This window comes from Candidatus Rubrimentiphilum sp., assembly GCA_035710515.1.
Taxonomy (GTDB): domain Bacteria; phylum Vulcanimicrobiota; class Vulcanimicrobiia; order Vulcanimicrobiales; family Vulcanimicrobiaceae; genus Rubrimentiphilum.
Genome location: DASTDE010000001.1, coordinates 643,767 through 662,215, shown reverse-complemented (window position 1 = coordinate 662,215; position 18,449 = coordinate 643,767). Strand labels below are relative to the sequence as shown.

Sequence of the window (18,449 nt, the reverse complement as noted above, 5' to 3'; positions counted from 1 at the left end):
GCCAAAGCGCCCCCCATGAGGAGGTGGAAATGTCCATTTCGCGCCGCAATTTTCTGGCAAGCTCCGGAATCGTCACGGGGGCCGCTCTCGCGGGTCTGCCGATGGCCAGATTAGCCGCAGCCAAGCCCGCCCCGATGCCCCATCCCGCAGCCAGCGCCATTATCGCCCGCCTAATGGCGGGAAACGCCCGCTACATGGCCGGCAAGACGGTTCACGGCGACCTGACGGCCCGCCGCGACGAGCTCTCCGGCAGCCAACGCCCCTTTGCAATGATCCTGAGTTGTGCCGACTCCCGCGTCCCGCCCGAACTCATTTTCGATCAGGGCTTAGGCGATTTGTTCGTCGTCCGTGTCGCCGGCAATTACGCCGAGACGGGCGGCATCGGTTCATTCGAATACGCGTTCGCGCATTTTGACTCGCCCTTCCTCATGGTGTTGGGCCATTCGAATTGCGGTGCAGTGCACGCGACCGTCGACGCATACGGAAATCCGAAAGCATCTGCGCCCGGCGACATTATCGCGATCGTTAATGCGATCACGCCGGCGGTCAAGGCGACGAAGGGCATGGCCGGCGACAAATACGTCAACGCCATCGCTGAAAACGCGCGCATGAACGCCGCCAAGCTATCCTCGCAAAAACCAATTCTCGGCCCCGCGGTCGCTGCGAAAAAACTGCAAGTCGTCAGCGCGGTTTACGACTTGAAGACCGGCAAGGTAAACCTACTCTAGCGCTCTCGAAAGGCGTAACCCGATGGAAAACTTACGTACCGATTACTGCGTAGTGGGTGCGGGGTTTGCAGGTTTGGCCGCAGCGAGGCGGCTGCTGGATCGCGGACAAACGGTTACGCTGCTCGAGGCGCGCGATCGCGTGGGCGGACGCGCATGGAATCGAACGGCTGCCGACGGAACCGTCGTTTCCGTCGGCGGCACCTGGATAGGCAAGCGTCAAGACCGTATGTTCGAACTCTGCCGCGAGTTCGGTCTGGAAGTTTATCCGCAATACGAAACCGGCGATTCGCTTCTGCATCTAGGCGGAAAGAATCGCCGCTACAAAGACATTCCGGCGATGGACATCTTCTCACTGGCAGGCCTCGGAACCGCGTTTTGGGATCTCGATCGCATCGTAAAAAAAATGCCGGTCGGCAAGCCATGGGAAACGCCGGGCGCGAAATCGCTCGATTCGCAAACTCTGGGTGCTTGGATCGATTCGTGGTGGAACTTACCGACGCCCACAGCGGCCAAGATGATGAAAACGGTCATGACAACCCTCTTCTGCACCGACCCGCGCGAAGTGTCGCTGCTGGGCGCCTGCGTACTCGCGCGCGGCGGCGGAAAGTTTGAGTATTACGTCGACGCCCATTTCACGGAAACGCATCTTGTTGACGGCGGAGCCCCCGAAATTGCAAACCGCATGGGCGCGAAACTTGGCAGCGCGCTGCGGCTCTCTTCACCGGTGCGGCGCATCAAGCAGACGGCCACCGGCGTGGAAGTGATTGCAGATGGCGTAACCGTCGAGGCGCGGCGTGTCATCGTCGCTACGCCCCCGTTTTTGGCCAGCCGTATCGAATACGACCCGATGCTGCCGCCCATGCACGGGCAGCTGATGCGCCGTTTGCTGTCCGGCGCGGCGATTCGCGGCATTACGATCTACGATGAACCGTTCTGGCGCAAAGACGGATTTAACGGTTTTAGCACGGCGCCCGACTTGCCCGTTCCCGTAGCACTCGATCAGTCGCCGCGTTCGCTGAACGTCGGGATCCTGAGCAGCTACATGTTCGGACCGCAAGCCATCAAGGGCGCAACGATGGACCCGGCGGAGCGCCGCGACATCTGGCTGCACTCGCTCGCCGCACGCTTTGGCCCCAAAGCGCTATCACCAAGAGCGCATCTAGAAACGGACTGGGCCGCGGAACCCTGGTCGCTCGGCGGCATGATCGCGCACTTTCCCCCCGGCGTGCTCACGAACTATGGACAAGTGCTGCACGAACCGGCGGGCCGCATTCACTTTGCCGGGACCGAACGCGCGACCGAAATGCATGGCCTTATGGAAGGCGCCGTGCGTACGGGCGAAGCTGCTGCCGACGACGTTATCAGCGCGGCGTAAATAAGACGCTGGGACGAAGTTCAAGATCGGCGATCGACTCGCCGTAGGGCGGGCGTAAAATCCCATACTCGGTAATGAAAGCGGTTATGAGATGATTCGGTGTAACGTCGAACGCCGGATTGTAAGCATTTGCGCCCGATAAGGCCACGCGCGTTTTCCCGAAGCCGGCCACTTCGTCGGGCGAACGCTCTTCGATCGGTATCTTCGTGCCGTTCTCCAGCGTAAAGTCGAACGTCGAGCGCGGCGCGGCGACATAGAACGGAATGCGGTGGTGCGCGGCTAGAATCGCCAGACCGTACGTGCCGATTTTGTTTGCGGTATCGCCGTTGCGCGCGATGCGGTCGGCGCCGACGATTACGAGGTCGATTTCTTTACGTTGCATGGAGATGGCGGCCGCGGAATCAACAACGAGCGTCGCATCAACGCCGGCTTGCGCAAGCTCGTAGTACGTCAGGCGGCCGCCTTGCAAGAGCGGACGCGTCTCGCCCACAAACACGCGCGGCTTCTTCCCGGCGCGCGCCGCAAAGATGATCGTGCCAAGCGCGGTGCCGGCGCCTGCGGTGGCGAGCGAACCGGTGTGGCAGTGCGTATAGATCGCCGCATTCGGTGCGATGAGCTCCGCCGCCGACTCAGCGATGCGCCGGTCGATCTCGTGCTGTTCCTGGTGAATCGCTTGCGCTTCGGCGAGCATGTCCTTCGATTTCAGCACCCGATCGATCGCCCAGCGTAAATTCACGGCCGTCGGCCGCGCGCTGCGCACGCGCTCGACCGCTTTTTCAAACTGTTTGTCGTCGGTGATTTGCTTGCGCAAGAGCGCCACGCCGTACGCGCCAAAGACGCCGATGCACGGCGCGCCGCGCACGGCCAGCGTTTTTATGGCGGCTTCTAATTCTTCCGCCGTCGTCGCGCGGCGGACGACGGTTTCATGCGGAAGCAGACGCTGATCGACGTATTCGATCGCGTCGCCGGTCCACCGAACGGCTTGCGGGGTTTCGATCGCTAGACGGATGCGGCCGGCGCGTGTGCCGTGTAGCACGTCCGGCAGTACACGGGACGATCACCACGCGGTTTGAACGGCACGGTCGTGTTAGTGCCGCATTCCGCGCAGACCGCCTCGTGGCTTGGGCGATTTCCGCCCGCCGCGGCTCCTGGAGCCTTGCGCGCCTGCCGGCAATCGCGGCAGCGTTGCGGCTCGTTTTGGAACCCTTTCTCAGCGTAGAATTGCTGGTCGCGAACGGAGAAAACGAAATCTCGACTGCAGTCTTTACAGGTGATGGTCTTGTCTTCCAAAGGAAACGAGCCTCCGGGTAGTAGCAGGCCCTTGGTATCCGCCCTAAGCGCGGCGGAATCCTACGCTTTCGCGGGCTGAATCGGGCGGTATGCCCAGCAGCGTCGCGGCCGCCAGCGCGGCGTGATAGCCCTTGTCGCCGCGCTTGGGATCGGCACGCTGTTCGGCTTGGGCGAGCGTGTCGGTGGTGAGCACGCCGAAGCCAATCGGGACGCCCGTTGCCACCTGGACGTTCATGATGCCGCGCGCCGCTTCGCCCGCGACGTAATCGAAGTGCGCCGTCTCCCCACGCACGACTGCACCGAGCGCGACGATTGCATCAGCCTTGTCCGCCGCGATGAGGCGGCTGGCGGCCAGCGGCAATTCAAAGCAGCCCGGGACGTTGTAGGTCGTGACGTCTTGCTCGCGTACGTTGCACTCGGCTAACCCGCGGCGCGCGCCTTCTTCAAGCCAATCGGCGATCTGCGGATAAAACCGCGCAACGATAATGGCGAACCGTTTACCGCTGCAATCGAGGCTCACGGATGGTCGCCGTGCGGCAAGGCGGGCTCGAGCATGTGGCCGAGCTTGCTGCGTTTGGTCGCCATGTATTTGCGATTGAATTGCGTCGACGGCGTCTGCATCGGAACGCGGTCCACGATTTTCAAGCCATAGCCTTCAAGGCCGAAGATCTTGCGCGGATTGTTCGTGATGATGCGCATCTCTTTCACGCCGAGATCCGCCAAAATCTGCGAACCGATACCGTAGTCGCGTTTGTCGACCGGCAGGCCGAGCGCGATGTTGGCTTCAACCGTGTCCGCGCCTTTGTCTTGCAATTCGTAGGCACGCAATTTGTTGGCCAGGCCGATACCGCGGCCTTCTTGTCGCAGATACAGAAAGACGCCGCGCCCTTCATCGGCGATGATCCGCATCGCGCCGTCGCGCTGGTCGGCGCAGTCGCAGCGCATCGAGTGCAACGCGTCGCCGGTTAAACATTCGGAGTGGACGCGCACGAGCAAGTCTTTGCCGTCACCGATCTCGCCCATCACCAACGCAACGTGCGTATTCTTGTCGATGCTGTTTTCGTAGGCGTAGCCGGTCCATTCGCCGAGCGGCGTCGGAAGTTTGAATTCAGCGATGCGATGCAGCAGCTTTTCCGTGCGCCAGCGGTAGGCGATGAGATCTTTCACCAGCACGAGTTTGAGGTTGTGTTTTTTCGCAAACGCGACCAGACCGTCGAGCCGCTCCATCTTGCCGTCTTCCGCCATGATCTCGCAGATAACGCCGGCGGGATAAAGGCCCGCCAAACGCGCGAGATCGACCGCGGCTTCGGTTTGGCCCGCGCGCACGAGCACGCCGCCGTCGCGCGCACGCAACGGAAACGTGTGTCCTGGACGCAGCAGGTCGGACGGTTTGGTTGCGGGATCGAGGAGTGCGGCGATCGTCGCGGCGCGATCGTGCGCCGAGATGCCGGTCGTCGTGCGGCCGCGCGCTTCAACCGAAACAGTGAACGCGGTTTCGTGCAGCGCGCTATTTTCGGAGACCATTTGCGGGAGGTGCAACTCGTCAAGGCGCTTGGCGATAACCGGCACGCAAATCAAACCGCCGGCGTACTTGCGCATGAAATTGATTGACTCGGGCGTCGCCATCTGCGCGGCCATGACGAGATCGCCTTCGTTTTCGCGATCCTCATCGTCCAGCACGATAATCATCTTGCCGGCGCGGATATCTTTGATGGCGTCTTCGATCGAATCGAACGGCGAGGATTGCTCGAGGGTCGTGTTCAGTTCCGGCAAGACTTGGGTCAGCCGCTGCAGTGAACGGTACGACGGCTCGCGTTGGCCGGAGCGCAGATATGAAATCGCGGCTTCGGTGAGGCCGCTACGGTCTGCCAATTCGGCGGCGGTTAAGCCGGCCGCGCTCATCGCTGCGTTGAGCTCCTGGGCAAAGGGGGTCACGCCTCTAGGTTAAGGCGGCGACTTAACAGTTGTCAAGGCTAAACGCGCTATCGGTCTCGGGCGCGCCATTCGAGGATTCTGCTATCCTTGGGGTATGGGCGACGACAAAGCGACGCTCGCCGAGCAAATCGCACAAGACCCCATGCTCACCGGAGAAAGCCGGGAAAGACCAATCCCGTGGCTGCCTGAGTGGAAGGTTTGGTATCAGCCGCCCAGATCGGCTAAGGAGTTTGGGGTTCGGCTACTCCTAGCGCTGGTAGGGGCGGCCCTATACATTCTTCTGAACTATGTTTTTCTTTGGGCGCTCGACTGGTGGGTGAATCTCAGCTAAATAGGCGTTCAGTCGACCAGTGCGGAAGCCGCGGCCATGAAACACCTCGCCATTCTCGCCGCGATCCTCGCGGCTTCCATCCCCGCCGTTGCTCGTGCCGACGCCTGGATCCACGGCTCAGGCAACATCTGGCCGCAACACGCAAACCCGCCCTGCTCAATCCGTGGGCAACTGATCCGCTGCGCCCTGGGGATGCGCCAGCAGTCGAATATGACGTTCAAGAACAAAAAGACCGGCGCTATCTGCCGGATCAACGTACATCGGGTCGCCCTGACCTTTGGGGACCGATGGGACGTCTCGCCCGTCTCTCCCAGGGGGCCGTGCACGATCGAGTCCCGGGGCAGCAACACCTTTGAGATTGGCGAGGGAAAATAGTCCCCTAGGGAGCTAAAGTTTGGCGGCCTTCTGCCGATAGTCGGGTTGAGGTAAGTGAGGTATTAGGGGTGGAACGCAGTAACCTCGTGGCCGTCGTTTTTTTCGCCCTCGGTGTAATCATCGGGGGACTTAGCGTTTTGTTCATCGCGCGCAACAACGCAGTCGCGCACGAACAGCTCATTAGCAACCGGTGCGTAACGCACGGCGCTTGTCATACGGGCGCCCTGCCGTACTGGTAGCTACGAAAACAGCGACGGTTCGAACGTAACGATCGGTTTGAGGATCTCGGCCCGTTGGAGCGCGGCGTATGCAGCCGGCGCTTCTTCCAATGGGTAATATGTCGCGCCCAAACGCTGTGCGGTTACGACTCCACTCTCGATAAGCTCGAGCGCCGCGCGCGTGTCGTTTGGACCGCACGAGTAGCTCGGCACGAAACGCACGTCCCTGAAATAGAGATCGTTCGGGTCGAATGTAAAGGGAATGCTCGGTTCGAGCGGCGTGAACATCACCACCGTCCCGCCGGGAGCCGCAGCTGCAAACGCGTTGCGCAGCGCCTCGGGCGAACCCGGTCCGCAGATCACGACATCGGCGCCCGTAAATCCCTGCTCCGGACTCACCGCGCGTATACCGAGCGAGGAAGCAAAAGCCCGCCGCGCTTCGAGAAAATCGCTACCGGCGACTTGCACGCCCTGCGATTGCGCCGCCAGCGCATGCATCAAGCCCATAACGCCCAAGCCGATGACATAAAGCGTATCACCCTGCTGCACGCCGCTGCGCCGCAACGATTTCATTACACAGGCTAACGGTTCGACCAGCGAGCCATCCGCGAATGGCATGTTTTGCGGAAGTTTTAGGGTGTCACGCACGTTTTCGCGCGGCACGCGAAAATATTCGGCCAAGCCGCCGGGATCGATCTTACTCGCGCGCCACGTCGCGCACTGCACGTAGTCGCCGCGTTCGCACGCGCGACATTCGAAGCACGGCGCATGGTGATGCACGAAAACGGGATCGCCGGGCGCGAACTCCTCGGTTTGCGACTCGACCACAACCCCGGCGGGTTCGTGTCCGAGCACGAGCGGCGCTTTGCGGCGGATGTACCAACCCATGATATCGCCGGTACAAATGCCGGCGGCCCGCGTCTGCACGAGAATCTCTCCTTCGCCGATTTTGGGAACGTCGCGCGTCTCGATGCGGATATCGTCGACGTCGTACAAGACTGCGGCGCGCATCTTCTCGCTGCGTTTCATGGCGTCACCGCGAACTTAATGCCTTCGCCATCTTTCAAGCGCTGAAAAACTGTGGCGATTTCCGCCAGCGGAACAGTTTCAGTGATGAGCGGCGTCGGGTCGATACGCCTCTCGACGAGCAGATCACGCGCCCGACGAACGGCGTCCGGCGTAAAATGAAAGGGGCTGATTAGCCGGACTTCGTCGTAGTGCAGACGCGAGGCCGTAAAGAGCGCCTTCGCATCGGCGGGTAGCCCGCCGAAAAACGAGACCGTCCCGCCTCGCCGCGCGAGATCCGGCGCGGCTTCCCAGACTTCTTCCCGGCCGGTACATTCAACGACCACATCGGCACCGCGTTCTTGGGTGCGCGCACGGATCGCTTCCATGACGTTTTCGCGCCGCGAGTTTATCGTTTCGATGCCGAGCCCACTCGCGATTTTCAGCCGCGCCTCGCGCCGGCCCGCGAGCAGTACCGTTGCGCCGAGCTGTTTCAGCAGCATCGCGTGCAGCAAACCGAACCCGCCGTCGCCGATGATCAGCGCCGTGTCGTCCGGGCGGCATTTCAGCAAATCCAGCGAGTGCACGACGCATGACACCGGCTCGAGGAACGCCGCGATCGCGTACGGCAAGTCTGCCGGCTTCGGATAGCAGTTCTTCTTCACGATGCGCTCCGGAATTTGAATGAACTCCGCGTATGCGCCGAGGATCATCGTCGGCATGATCGTGCGGCAGAGCTCCTCTTGGCCGCGCAGGCACCAGTAGCAGTCGCCGTCGGGCGCGGTATGAACGCACATGACGGCGTCGCCCGGCTTGAACGCCGTGACTGCCGCATCCACCGCCACAACATCGCCGGAAAATTCGTGGCCGAACGGTGTCGGCATCGGCATCCGCGGGTGGCCGCGGCGAAATGCTTTGAAATCGGTGCCGTCGGTGAGCGCGGTGCGCACGCGGACGACCATGCCGCCGGGCGGCGGCTCCGGACGCGGCAAGTCTTGCAGTTCGATGACGCCGGGTCGCAGCAACACCGCGGCCCGCATCGTTTCAGAGGCGATCAATCGACTTCGTCCAGACACGCCATCAGCGCATCGCGGATATCCTGCGGCAGCGGCCGGCTCTTGTGCGTGTCGCGATCGATGCAAACGACGGTAACGTCCATCTGCGCCCCAACTTCGCCCGTCCGCTCGTTGTGCATGGCGGTCTTCCATTTTATCGACGAGGTGCCGACATGGTAGATGGTCGTGCGCAGCGCCAGCCAATCTTCCATCGCCGCCGGTTTGTAATAATCGGCGACGACATGCACGCGCGGAAACCAGATATTGTATTTTTCGAAGACCTCGTTGTACGGAAAGCCGAGCTCGCGAAAGAAATCCATCTCGGCGCGTTCGACTGCGCGCTGATAGGCCGCGAAGTACATGATGCCGGCCATATCAACGTCGGCCCACTGCACCAGCACGCGACTCTCGAATGTGCGGCTCATCCTTCGCCCGGCTCAGGACCCACGACGTAGCGGGCGAGCGGATCTATCTCGAGGTTGACGCGGTCTCCGGCAGCCCGGCGCCCGAGCGTTGTGCGGCGCATTGTTTCCGGAATCAGCGCAACTTCGAACCACGCATCGCCGGTGGCGGCTATTGTAACGCTCACCCCATCAACGGCGATGAAGCCTTTTTCGCGAACGTACTGTCGCAGCGCCGGCGGCAGCGCGATGCGCATGCGCTCGCCTTGACCTTCAACTATTCGCGAGATCACTTCGGCGGCGGCGTCGACGTGTCCGTAGACAAAGTGGCCGCCGATGCGATCGCCGACGCGCAAGGCGTACTCGACGTTCACTGTGTCGCCCTTTTTTGCATCGCGTAATGCAGAACGCGCCAAGGTTTCGGGGACGACGTCAAAATCGATCACGTCGTGATCGATTGCCGTCACCGTAAGACAGACGCCGTTGATGGCCACCGAATCCTTCGGCTCGACGTCTTCGTCGGACGCGCTTTCGCATCGAATGCGTAGCCGTATGCCGTCCTTACTTACGGGTTCGACATTTTCGACCGTGCCGTGAAACGAAATAATTCCGCTAAACACTGTGGTGAATCGTGCCGGAGAGCAGCGCATCGGCGCCGAGCATTTCGGCGCGGTCGAATTGCAGGCGAAGGTTCGCGGTGACCGTGCTCGTGAAGGCGGGCACGGCGGTTAGGCTGCGCAAAAATCGCGGCGCAACGATCCAGTAGAAACGATCAACGAGCCCGTTCGTAAGCAGGTGTCCGGCCATGGTCGGGCCTCCTTCGCACAAGAGGCTCGTTATTCCGCGCTCGCGCAGCGCGCGCAGCGCTCCGGCCAGGTTCAATTGCGCCTCGTCCGCTTCGCCGGCGTACAGAACATCGGCAACGCTTTCAAGCGCCGCAAATCGGTCACGCGCCCCGGCGGGCGCCAGCACGATGGTCTTTTCGTAACCTTTTTCGGGCTTAAAGACAGCGCTCGCCGGATCGACCGGGGCGGTCTCGCAAACAACGACGCGCACGTAGTCGCGCAACCGTTTATGCGGAGGCCGAACGGTGAGCTGCGGATTGTCAATGCGGATCGTTCCGGCGCCGACTGCCGTTGCGTCGTGCGCAATGCGCAACTCGCGAACGAACCGACGCGCTTCCTCACCGGTTAACCATTCCTGCACGCCCGGCTTCGAGGCGATGAAGCCGTCGATCGAGACGGCGAGTTTCAGCGAAACGTACGGGCGGTGCGAGCGAATGGCGCGCGCGAACGGCTCGACGATCGCTCCGGCGCGCGGTTCGTCGAGTACTTCAACGGCAATATTGCTTTCGCGCAGCTGCTTTACGCCGGTGCCGTTCGTCTTCGGGTTGGGATCGAGCGTCCCGGCTACAACCCGCGCGAGTCCCGCCTTCGAAATTGCGTCAGTACACGGCGGCGTGCGGCCTTCATGATTGCACGGTTCCAGCGAAACATACAGCGTCGCACCGCGTGCGGATTCTCCGGCGGTCTTTATGGCGTTGACTTCGGCGTGCGCCTCGCCCGCGCGGTGGTGGAAGCCTTCGCCTACAACGGCGCCGTCGCGCACGACGACTGCACCGACCGGCGGATTCGGCGAAGTGTTTCCGATTCCGCGTTCGGCGAGTTCGTATGCGCGATCCAGAAAGAGGCGATCGAGCGGCGTCACGCCATCGCCTTCACGCCGTAGCGATGACTATCCCTTTTTGGACGATTCCGCCCGCTGCACGCACGACCGCCGCGCAATCTTCGAGCGTTGCGCCGGTGGTTAACACGTCGTCAAGAAGCACGATGCACTTGCCACGCAACGGCTCAGCGCGCCAAACGAAGCGCGTACGCACTTTCAAGCGCTCGTCGCGCCCACGCCCGCGCTGGGTTTCGCCCCTCACTTGCGCCAGGCCCGGAATAACGGGCGTTCCGCCTACGCACGCAAGGCGCGCGATCAATTCGCAGCCGTCGAACCCGCGCTGCCGGCGGCGCGCGGCGGTTGTGGGCACAGGCACGATCGCGCTATGCGCATCGATCGAAGGCGCAAGGCGGAGAGCGAACGCCTCCGCGACGTCGCGCCGGCCGTTTTTTAACGCAAGGATTGCGCGGCGCAAGCCGCCATCGTAGCGACCTAGCGCACTAATCTCAAGCGACGCGAGCCATCGACGAATAATTGGGACGCTTGGCAGACATCTTTCACACAGGCCGGAGCCCAACGCTTCACATCCACCGCATTGCGGAGGAAAGACAAAATCGAGTATTGCGCGGAACGCCACGTGACATCAATCACGCGCTGTGCGCTTTTTGCCCACCCCTGCGCCTGATAAAATCAAGCACGGCTGCGTTGAATTCTTCCATTCGCGTCAGATTGCTGAGGTGACCGGCTCCATAGAGCGTGTGGACCTTTGCGTGCGCATAGTGGTCACGAAACGCTTTGCGTTCTGCCGATGTAAAGCCCGTCTCGTTATCCGATTCCAGGATGAGGATAGGTCCGTCCCAAGGTTTCATTGGTTTGGCCGCGGACGACCAATGCTCGATGGCATCATCAACGCACGCACCGCGATTCACGATGCCCTCCGAACCCACCCGAGCGAGCTCGCCTTCGGTGAAGTATGCGAGCCAAAACTCACGATCGGCGTGGCCCTTCAGCAAACTGTTGATTCGCGCACTCAATAGCCCGACAACGGCTTTTCTCGGCAAATACCGCGCCGAGCTGACAATCGCTTTAATCAGTTTTCCTCGCCAACGCGAATAGTTGGCGACATTAGCGAGTATCAAGCCGTCGACGCGCTCCGGAAACGTCAGCGCGAAGCACTGCGCAAGAATGCCTCCGAGGGAATGCCCGAGCAGAAAGCAGGTCTGCACGCCGTAGCGATCGAGCAGCGCTTTTAGTCCGTCAATTGCCTCTCGGACGGTTCTCACGGTCGACGGGCAGCCAACTGACAACACGCGAGCGTGCGGCTCAAGCGCCGCAATCAATGGGAATTCAGATTCAGCGCTGGTGCCGCCGCCCGGCAGCAGCACGACCGTGGATTCGCCGGACCCGCATTCAATGGCGTCCCACGTATGCCCGGCAATCACATCCGTACGTACTGTGTGCGTTTGGCGAAACGCACACAGCATTTCATGTAAGCCCGACCCGTTCGTCATTAGGCGTCGTTGGCGACGATTGCGTTGTCCAGCGTCGTGCCGGACGGAACATCATAGTTCATGCCGACGATCGAATCGCGCAGAACCGCATCTTTGCCAATCCGCGCGCCTTCCCAAACGATCGATCGCTCGATGCGCGCGCGTTCTCCGACTTCTACGCGATCGCCGATGACGCTCGGACCATCGATGTGCGCGGTCTTTGCAACGGTCGCGTGCGGGCCGACCCACACCGTTCCATCGACTGAAAATCCGGGCACGCGTAATTTCCCCGTCAGCACGTCGTTGGTGGCGCTCCGATACTCGCCCGGCGTGCCGATGTCGTGCCAATGCGCGCCGCGCGCATCGAAGCCGTAAAACGCGGCGCCGGCCTGCTGCAGCGCGGGGAAGACGTCCTTGCCGAAGTCATAAAATTTGCCAGCCGGAATATGCCCAAAAATCTCCGGCGTAAAAACATAGATGCCGGTGTTCACGAGCTTGCTTCGCTCGGTGCCTTTGGCCGGTTTCTCTTGAAAGCCGGTAATCTTACCCGAACCATCCGTCACGACGACGCCGTACTGGTCTACTTCTTCTCGCTGCACTAGGCCGATGGTCGCGAGCGCCTTGCGCTCCTTATGGAAAGCTACCACGTTATCAAGACGCATATCGGTCAGGTCGTCACACCCGATGACGACGAACGAGTCGCCACTTAGGAAGGCTTCCATTTGCTTCACTGCGCCGGCACTTCCCAGCAGTTCTTTCTCGTGCAGGTACTCCAGCCGCACGCCATACGCCGAGCCGTCGCCCAGCGCCGCCACAATCATGTCGGCCAAGTAGTGAACGTTGATTGCGATTTCGTTGAAACCGTACGAGGCGAGGTAGCGAATCAAATGCGTCGCGTTGGGGACGCCAACCACGGGAACCAAAGGCTTGGGCACCTGTTTGGTAAGCGGATAAAGGCGCGTGCTTAAGCCACCCGCCAAGATCATCGCGCGCATCTTACGTCTTTCCCCGCGCGAAGCGCGTGCGTAGATCCTCGCGTGCGACGAGCAGCACAAAATACGGAAGCGCGAGTTGGCGGCGCCAGCGATGCGGCTGCGTTACCAAGCGGTAGAGCCACTCGGCGTGCGCCTTGCGCCAACGGTCGGGGGCGCGTTGTACGTTCCCGCTGATCACATCGAGCGAGCCTCCGACTCCGATCCCGGCTCCGCAGCCGGTTTGCGTCAAATGGTCGGCCAGCCAAAACTCTTGTCGCGGAAAACCCATTCCAGCGAAGAGCAGGCGTGCACCGCTCGCGCGGATAGCTGCGGCGATTGCGGGCGATTCGGCGTCCGAAAAATAGCCGTCGTGCGTTCCGGCGATTTGCAAGCCCGGATAGCGAGAGCGAAGCACCTGCGCGGCGCCATCGGCAATTCCGGGCGAACCACCGAGTAGGTACACCGGAACGTTTTCTCTTGCTGCGCGTGCGCAGAGGTGCTCGATCAATTCTACGCCGGTAACGCGCTCGCGCAGTTTCGCGCCTCGCGCACGGGCGACTGCGAGTAGTCCTACCGTATCGCACAGCGAGAGGGCGCTGCGGTTTATGACTTCGCGATAACGCGAATCGCGCTGCGCATAAACCACCATCTCCGTCCCGAGCGTAACGATCTGCGCGCCCGTGCCTTCTCTTGCGAAGCGCAGAATCGCATCCGTCGCTTCATCGGCGTCGATCGGATCGAGCTTACAACCTAGAATTTGCAACTTTGCGCGCCCCTCGTCACGGGCGCCACCGGCGCCCTGCTCGGGGGTGCCCTTCGACGGGCTCAGGATGACAACCCGACAGGCTCACCATGACACTACTACCTCAGGATGACAAGGCAGCCGCTTCGCGATAAGGCGCGAGTAGCGGTTGCAGATTGCGCACCAGATCCGCGGGCATCGAGTCGAGCGGCAGGCGACATTCGCCGGCGCTAAATCCGAGCTGGTTCATCGCCCATTTCACCGGAATGGGGCTCGTCGTTGCAAACAAGGCATCGATAAGCGGGAGCAGCGATCGGTGGATGCGCGCGGCTTCGTCCGCATCGCCGTTGCGATAGGCCGCTATCATTGCAACATACTCGCGCGAGCAAAGGTGCGAGGCCACGCCGACAACGCCGTCAGCGCCCATTGCTAGACACGGCAAAAACAAGTGATCGTCGCCCGCCCAAACGGTAAAGCCGGGCTGGCGGTCGCGCAGGATGAAGCCGATTTGTTTGAGATCGCCGCTCGACTCTTTCACACCGGCAACGTTCTTGTGCCTGCGCGCGAGTTCGAGCAACGTTTCCGGCAACATATTCACGCCGGTGCGCCCCGGGATGTTGTAGATGACGATCGGCAGACGCGTGGTGTCCGCGATCGCGCCGAAGTGCGCGATCATTCCACTTTGCGGGGGTTTGTTGTAATAGGGTACGACCGCGAGGATCGCGTCGGCACCGGCCTTTTCGGCGGCCCTTACCGCGTGCACGGAATCGCGCGTATCGTTGCTGCCGGCGTTGGCAATCACGGCTACGCCGTCGCCAACCGCTTCCTTCACCGCGGCAAACATGCGGACGCGCTCATCGGGCGTGAGCGTTTGGCCCTCGCCGGTCGAGCCCGCAATCACGAGCCCGTCATTTCCGCGCTCTGCAAGCCATCTTGCGATCCGTCCGGCTTCGCGGTAATTCACTTCGCCGCGATCGTCGAACGGTGTAATCATCGCGGTGACAATCGTACCAAGGTTAGTCATAAATGGTTCCTTCTACGCCCCTTCGACAAGTTCAGGGTCCCTCGATACCTCGGGATGACGCTCCAGGTGGAATTCGTCATGGACGGCTTGCTCGGCGCGGGCGGCGTCGTCCGAAGGTATGAGAATCGAGACGGTGATGCTGCTGTCGGTGCAATGGATGATCTCGACGTTGGCGGCCGAGAGCGCGGAAACGATGCGATGAATCACGCCGGGTTCATAACGCATCCCCTCGCCGACGACCGAAAGCTTCGAGCACGCCTCGCGCACGCGCACGGCGAGGTTCAGATCGCCGAGCAGTCTCCGGATCGCTTCACCCCGGTCGCCATCGACGACGAACATCACGCCGGCCTGATTGATCGTGACTTGGTCGATCGAGATGCCCGCATCCGCGAGCCGGCCGAACATCTGCATCTCCAATTGCATGCGGCGCTGGCGGTCTTCGATGTCGCCGCGGATGGCGCGAATCCACGTCACGCGGCCGGATGCCGTGACGCCCGTCACCGGACGCCGCGGTTCAAGCCGCGCGTCGACCACGGTACCCTCGCCGGTTTTCAGGCTGCGAATGCCATATGGCGTTTGCGTGCGCTGCGCGTAATCCGCAGCTTTGTGGTGCATGATCTTCGCGCCGTGTTGCGCGAGTTCGGTCATCTCTTCCAGGCTAGCGCGGTCGATCGTGTGCGCGCCTTCAACGCGGCGCGGGTCGGCGGTCATCGCGCCGCTGACGTCGGTGTAAATGTCGATCCGTTCGGCGTCGAGCGCATGGCCGAGTGCGATAGCAGTAAGATCCGTTCCGCCGCGGCCGAGCGTCGTGATCTCGCCGCGCTCGCTGATTCCTTGAAAGCCTGCGATCACGGGCACGACCTTCGCCTCAATCGTTTCGCGCACGTGTTGCGGTTCGACTCGAATGATCTCCGCATCACCGTGCTTTCCGTTCGTAATGATGCCGGCTTGTGCGCCGCTCATGGCAATGGCCGGAATGCCTTCGCGTTCCAGATCGCACGCGAAGACCGCGGCTGCGATCAGCTCTCCGGAAGAAAGCAAGAGATCGGCATTCGCGGGGGAGCCGGCGCCGTCAACCAGCGCAAGCAAAGAATCCGTCGAGTACGGTTCGGGCGCGCGGCCCATCGCGGAAACAACCGCCACCGGCGATTCGCCCCGCTCGATCGCTTCGCGCACGTGCGCAACCGCGGTACCCCGCGTCTCTGGCGTCGAAACGCTCGTGCCGCCGAATTTTAAAACGGCGATCTTCATTTGCTTGTCATGTTGAGCTTGTCGAACCACGCCCGAGCCCTGGCGAGGGCCGCGTGTTCACCATGCCTCTTTCGAGCAGCAACTCGAGGATCTGGACGCCGTTGGTCGCGGCGCCTTTACGGAGCTGATCCCCAACGACCCACATTTGGAACGACCGTCCCTTCGTTACCTCAGGGTCCTTCGATACCTCAGGATGACAAGACCGAAGTCGGGCGCCGTGGACGGCGTCGGTGCCTTCAACCTCACGCGGCGTCACGATGCCGGTGCGATGAAAGACAACGCCGGGCGCGCGCTCGAGTGCCTCGGCTAGTTCTTCTATCGAAGTATCGCGCTCCGTTTCAAAGAAAACGGCCTCAGAATGCGCGGTCCGTACTGGCACACGTACGGTCGTCGCATAGATCGGGAGATCGGGCAAATCCAAGATCTTGCGCGTTTCGTCCCGCACCTTTGTTTCTTCGCCGGAATAGCCCGAGCTGTCGAACTCGCCGACTTGCGGGACGACGTTGTTCACGAACGGACCCTCGCCGGCATCAAATTCCTCCAGCGCCGCGCGGCCGGCGCCGCTGACGGCTTGATAGGTCGCGACGTTCACCGACGCCAGGCCGGCTTTGTCGCGGATCGGCGCGAGCGCTACGCACAGGATGATCGCCGTGCAGTTACCGACCGGAAACAAACGGTGCTGCGCTTCGATCGTCCGCGCATTTATTTCGGGAACGACGAGCGGCACGCCGGCATTCATGCGATACGTCGAGCTGTTATCGATAACCACCCCGCCGCGCTCGAGTATCGGCGGCGCGAATTCCGAGCTGGCTTCTTCCGATCCGGCGAAAAACACGGCGTCAAACGGCTTGAGAGCGTCGGCCGACGTCTCTTGCACGCCGTCCCGCGCACGCGAGGCGAATAGACCGAGGCGCTCCATCGGGACTTTCCGCTCGCGCAGCACCTTGACAATGGTTTCACCCACTGCACCTGTCGCGCCGACGACGGCGACGTTCATACGCGAAGGCCCACTTCGAGCGCTTTCAGCGAACGAACGTGACGAATCGCAGCGATGATACCCGGCGCGAACGACGCGCTCGAAAACGAGTCGTGACGAATCGTGAGCAGCTCGCCCTCATTCGAGAAGAGCACTTCCTGGTGCGAGAGCAGCCCCTTCATGCGAACGCTGTGAATCGGCGTGTCCGCGCGGCCGCCGCCGATATGAATGCGTTCGGCTGTGGCAGCAGCTGTGCCGCTCGGCTTATCGCGTTTGTCGGCACGGTGCATTTCAATGATCTCGCAGGACGGGAAAAGCCGCGCGGCTTGTTCGGCGAAGTTCATCATGAGGATCGCGCCAATCGCAAAGTTCGGAACGATGAGCGCCCCGACGCATTTCTCGGCGCAGAGCTTGTCCAACTCGGCGCGTTCGGCCGCGTTCCATTCGCTTGAGCCCACAATCGGCGAAATGCCGCGCTCGACAGCACTGCGCGCGACGCTTTGCGTTACCGGTCGCGGCGTAAAGTCTACAATGACGTCGGGTTTGCGTTCGTCGAGCAACTGCTCGAGATTCTCGTAAATGCCCATCGACTGATCGGCAATGCGCGCGAAACCGCCGGCGAATTCTAAATCCGGCTCGTTCTTAATCGCCTCCAGCGTCAGGCGCCCCATTCTTCCCTGGGCGCCTGCGATAGCTACCTTCACTCGCTCCTCGTCACGCGCGCCGAAGGCGCGCTACTCGGAGGTGGTTCGACAGGCTCACCATGACACCCGGGCTCGCCATGGCGTCTTATGAACGGCATGGCTCATACTCCACGATGCTATAGCCGAGACGCTGCGTTCGCGGGTCGATCGAACGTATAGTGAGGCGTCCGTGACCGGACGGAGAGATGCGATAGCCGTACATAGGCCGGGTGCCGTTGGTAAAAATAGCGGTAACTGCCTGATTCTCGCGGCGCAAACTCACACCGTCCATTTCGGGATCGCCGGTCACGGCGTATCGCCGCCCATCGTATTGTGCGGCAAAACCTGTACGGCTCGTCTGGCCGTCTTTCGTAACGCGCGTTGCGTCACAAGAGATCCCCGCCTGTAAAAATGGCGCGCAGCGCATCGTCTGAGATCGAAGCGCCGGAAAGCCAGCTTGAAAACGCGACACGCTTAGTTTTGCGCACCACGTTCCGACAAGCGGATCCGGCTGCAGCACAGTGCCACTCGCGCACGAGGCCAAGAGCAGGCAGAGTAGGCTAGAGTATGGTGAGCTTAACGGTCGCTGGATACTCATCCTCGTAGCATTCATTATCGCTACGGCGCTGCTGGCCGTCGCCAGACGCAAAGGCGACGAAGCAGTACTTCCCTTCGACGTCGGGCATCAGAAAGGTCGCCGTTCCGAATTGATCTAGAGGCATATTTCCGAGCATAAAATGGGTTTTTGCTCGGAAGACGTCAACACGGCCCTCTTTGACCGGTTGCCCGTTTTTAAACTCGACGCTAATTTCAAAGCGGTGCTTGACAGTCTCTTTCGCTCCGGAGCTTGAAACTCCAAAAGCCGTTACAAACGAGGCAAGGACCGCCGCGAGAATACTGAACCGCAACGCCTTCATGGGAGCAACCTCCG

The 18,449-nt window shown here is 61.5% G+C and carries 22 protein-coding genes; 4 read left to right on the top strand and 18 right to left on the bottom strand.

Annotated features, from left to right (window positions below):
* Positions 1-29 precede the first annotated feature (29 nt).
* On the top strand, positions 30-728 hold the full coding sequence (locus VFO29_03330) for a carbonic anhydrase (GenBank protein HET9392547.1): 699 nt from the start codon (positions 30-32) through the stop codon (positions 726-728).
* Between the two features lie 22 nt (positions 729-750).
* Entirely contained in the window at positions 751-2,103 is a 1,353-nt protein-coding gene (locus VFO29_03325) for an FAD-dependent oxidoreductase (protein ID HET9392546.1), read from the top strand.
* On the opposite strand, the gene mtnA is transcribed toward VFO29_03325, so the two are convergent.
* The 3 genes from mtnA to VFO29_03310 all read right to left on the bottom strand — a co-directional run bounded on the left by mtnA (position 2,090) and on the right by VFO29_03310 (position 5,328).
* On the bottom strand, positions 2,090-3,139 hold the full coding sequence (gene mtnA / locus VFO29_03320; GenBank protein HET9392545.1) for an S-methyl-5-thioribose-1-phosphate isomerase: 1,050 nt from the start codon (positions 3,137-3,139) through the stop codon (positions 2,090-2,092). The genes VFO29_03325 and mtnA overlap by 14 nt on opposite strands.
* Before the next feature lie 297 nt (positions 3,140-3,436).
* A complete protein-coding gene (gene ribH / locus VFO29_03315) occupies positions 3,437-3,913 on the bottom strand; it encodes a 6,7-dimethyl-8-ribityllumazine synthase (GenBank protein HET9392544.1) in 477 nt (158 codons plus the stop codon).
* Positions 3,910-5,328, bottom strand: a complete 1,419-nt coding sequence (locus VFO29_03310; protein ID HET9392543.1) for a bifunctional 3,4-dihydroxy-2-butanone-4-phosphate synthase/GTP cyclohydrolase II — start codon at positions 5,326-5,328, stop codon at positions 3,910-3,912. The genes ribH and VFO29_03310 overlap by 4 nt, the downstream gene beginning before the upstream one ends.
* A 367-nt stretch (positions 5,329-5,695) precedes the next feature.
* On the opposite strand from VFO29_03310, the gene VFO29_03305 reads away from it, so the two are divergent.
* Both VFO29_03305 and VFO29_03300 read left to right on the top strand, forming a co-directional pair.
* A complete protein-coding gene (locus tag VFO29_03305) occupies positions 5,696-6,034 on the top strand; it encodes a hypothetical protein (protein HET9392542.1) in 339 nt (112 codons plus the stop codon).
* Positions 6,035-6,102: 68 nt separating this feature from the next.
* Complete coding sequence (locus tag VFO29_03300) at positions 6,103-6,273, top strand: hypothetical protein (protein HET9392541.1); 171 nt, start codon at positions 6,103-6,105, stop codon at positions 6,271-6,273.
* On the opposite strand, the gene VFO29_03295 is transcribed toward VFO29_03300, so the two are convergent.
* The 15 genes from VFO29_03295 to VFO29_03225 form a co-directional block, all read right to left on the bottom strand.
* Complete coding sequence (locus VFO29_03295) at positions 6,274-7,281, bottom strand: alcohol dehydrogenase catalytic domain-containing protein (GenBank protein ID HET9392540.1); 1,008 nt, start codon at positions 7,279-7,281, stop codon at positions 6,274-6,276.
* Positions 7,278-8,297 carry a zinc-binding dehydrogenase gene (locus tag VFO29_03290; protein ID HET9392539.1) on the bottom strand — a complete coding sequence of 340 codons (1,020 nt, stop codon included), beginning with the start codon at positions 8,295-8,297 and terminating at the stop codon, positions 7,278-7,280. Before VFO29_03290 ends, VFO29_03295 begins: the two co-directional genes overlap by 4 nt.
* 14 nt (positions 8,298-8,311) lie before the next feature.
* Positions 8,312-8,737, bottom strand: coding sequence for a thioesterase family protein (locus VFO29_03285; protein ID HET9392538.1), 426 nt, complete (start codon positions 8,735-8,737; stop codon positions 8,312-8,314).
* On the bottom strand, positions 8,734-9,333 hold the full coding sequence (locus VFO29_03280) for a riboflavin synthase (protein ID HET9392537.1): 600 nt from the start codon (positions 9,331-9,333) through the stop codon (positions 8,734-8,736). Before VFO29_03280 ends, VFO29_03285 begins: the two co-directional genes overlap by 4 nt.
* Positions 9,326-10,420, bottom strand: coding sequence for a bifunctional diaminohydroxyphosphoribosylaminopyrimidine deaminase/5-amino-6-(5-phosphoribosylamino)uracil reductase RibD (ribD, locus tag VFO29_03275; GenBank protein ID HET9392536.1), 1,095 nt, complete (start codon positions 10,418-10,420; stop codon positions 9,326-9,328). Before ribD ends, VFO29_03280 begins: the two co-directional genes overlap by 8 nt.
* A 10-nt stretch (positions 10,421-10,430) precedes the next feature.
* On the bottom strand, positions 10,431-10,853 hold the full coding sequence (locus VFO29_03270) for a hypothetical protein (protein ID HET9392535.1): 423 nt from the start codon (positions 10,851-10,853) through the stop codon (positions 10,431-10,433).
* A gap of 172 nt (positions 10,854-11,025) precedes the next feature.
* A complete protein-coding gene (locus VFO29_03265; protein ID HET9392534.1) occupies positions 11,026-11,889 on the bottom strand; it encodes an alpha/beta hydrolase in 864 nt (287 codons plus the stop codon).
* A complete protein-coding gene (locus tag VFO29_03260) occupies positions 11,889-12,863 on the bottom strand; it encodes an NDP-sugar synthase (GenBank protein ID HET9392533.1) in 975 nt (324 codons plus the stop codon). Before VFO29_03260 ends, VFO29_03265 begins: the two co-directional genes overlap by 1 nt.
* A 1-nt stretch (position 12,864) precedes the next feature.
* Positions 12,865-13,605 (bottom strand): WecB/TagA/CpsF family glycosyltransferase, encoded by a 741-nt coding sequence (locus VFO29_03255; GenBank protein HET9392532.1) that lies wholly within the window; start codon positions 13,603-13,605, stop codon positions 12,865-12,867.
* A 103-nt stretch (positions 13,606-13,708) separates the two neighbouring features.
* Complete coding sequence (dapA, locus tag VFO29_03250; GenBank protein ID HET9392531.1) at positions 13,709-14,608, bottom strand: 4-hydroxy-tetrahydrodipicolinate synthase; 900 nt, start codon at positions 14,606-14,608, stop codon at positions 13,709-13,711.
* A gap of 12 nt (positions 14,609-14,620) precedes the next feature.
* The gene (locus VFO29_03245) at positions 14,621-15,859 is read right to left on the bottom strand and encodes an aspartate kinase (GenBank protein ID HET9392530.1); all 1,239 of its coding nucleotides are present in this window, start codon (positions 15,857-15,859) and stop codon (positions 14,621-14,623) included.
* A gap of 7 nt (positions 15,860-15,866) precedes the next feature.
* Entirely contained in the window at positions 15,867-16,856 is a 990-nt protein-coding gene (locus VFO29_03240; protein HET9392529.1) for an Asd/ArgC dimerization domain-containing protein, read from the bottom strand.
* Positions 16,853-17,539, bottom strand: coding sequence for a dihydrodipicolinate reductase C-terminal domain-containing protein (locus tag VFO29_03235; protein HET9392528.1), 687 nt, complete (start codon positions 17,537-17,539; stop codon positions 16,853-16,855). Before VFO29_03235 ends, VFO29_03240 begins: the two co-directional genes overlap by 4 nt.
* Before the next feature lie 85 nt (positions 17,540-17,624).
* Entirely contained in the window at positions 17,625-17,990 is a 366-nt protein-coding gene (locus VFO29_03230; protein HET9392527.1) for a hypothetical protein, read from the bottom strand.
* A gap of 88 nt (positions 17,991-18,078) precedes the next feature.
* Positions 18,079-18,435 (bottom strand): hypothetical protein, encoded by a 357-nt coding sequence (locus VFO29_03225; GenBank protein HET9392526.1) that lies wholly within the window; start codon positions 18,433-18,435, stop codon positions 18,079-18,081.
* Positions 18,436-18,449: the final 14 nt, after the last annotated feature.

Bases quoted from the DNA above. Each gene is read 5' to 3' on its own strand.
- VFO29_03265 (HET9392534.1), bottom strand. From the start codon at position 11,889: ATGACGAACGGGTCGGGCTTACATGAAATGCTGTGTGCGTTTCGCCAA.
- VFO29_03240 (HET9392529.1), bottom strand. From the start codon at position 16,856: ATGAACGTCGCCGTCGTCGGCGCGACAGGTGCAGTGGGTGAAACCATT.
- VFO29_03305 (HET9392542.1), top strand. From the start codon at position 5,696: ATGAAACACCTCGCCATTCTCGCCGCGATCCTCGCGGCTTCCATCCCC.
- VFO29_03330 (HET9392547.1), top strand. From the start codon at position 30: ATGTCCATTTCGCGCCGCAATTTTCTGGCAAGCTCCGGAATCGTCACG.
- VFO29_03295 (HET9392540.1), bottom strand. From the start codon at position 7,281: ATGAAACGCAGCGAGAAGATGCGCGCCGCAGTCTTGTACGACGTCGAC.
- VFO29_03325 (HET9392546.1), top strand. From the start codon at position 751: ATGGAAAACTTACGTACCGATTACTGCGTAGTGGGTGCGGGGTTTGCA.
- VFO29_03260 (HET9392533.1), bottom strand. From the start codon at position 12,863: ATGCGCGCGATGATCTTGGCGGGTGGCTTAAGCACGCGCCTTTATCCG.
- VFO29_03285 (HET9392538.1), bottom strand. From the start codon at position 8,737: ATGAGCCGCACATTCGAGAGTCGCGTGCTGGTGCAGTGGGCCGACGTT.
- VFO29_03245 (HET9392530.1), bottom strand. From the start codon at position 15,859: ATGAAGATCGCCGTTTTAAAATTCGGCGGCACGAGCGTTTCGACGCCA.
- dapA (HET9392531.1), bottom strand. From the start codon at position 14,608: ATGACTAACCTTGGTACGATTGTCACCGCGATGATTACACCGTTCGAC.
- VFO29_03290 (HET9392539.1), bottom strand. From the start codon at position 8,297: ATGCGGGCCGCGGTGTTGCTGCGACCCGGCGTCATCGAACTGCAAGAC.
- VFO29_03225 (HET9392526.1), bottom strand. From the start codon at position 18,435: ATGAAGGCGTTGCGGTTCAGTATTCTCGCGGCGGTCCTTGCCTCGTTT.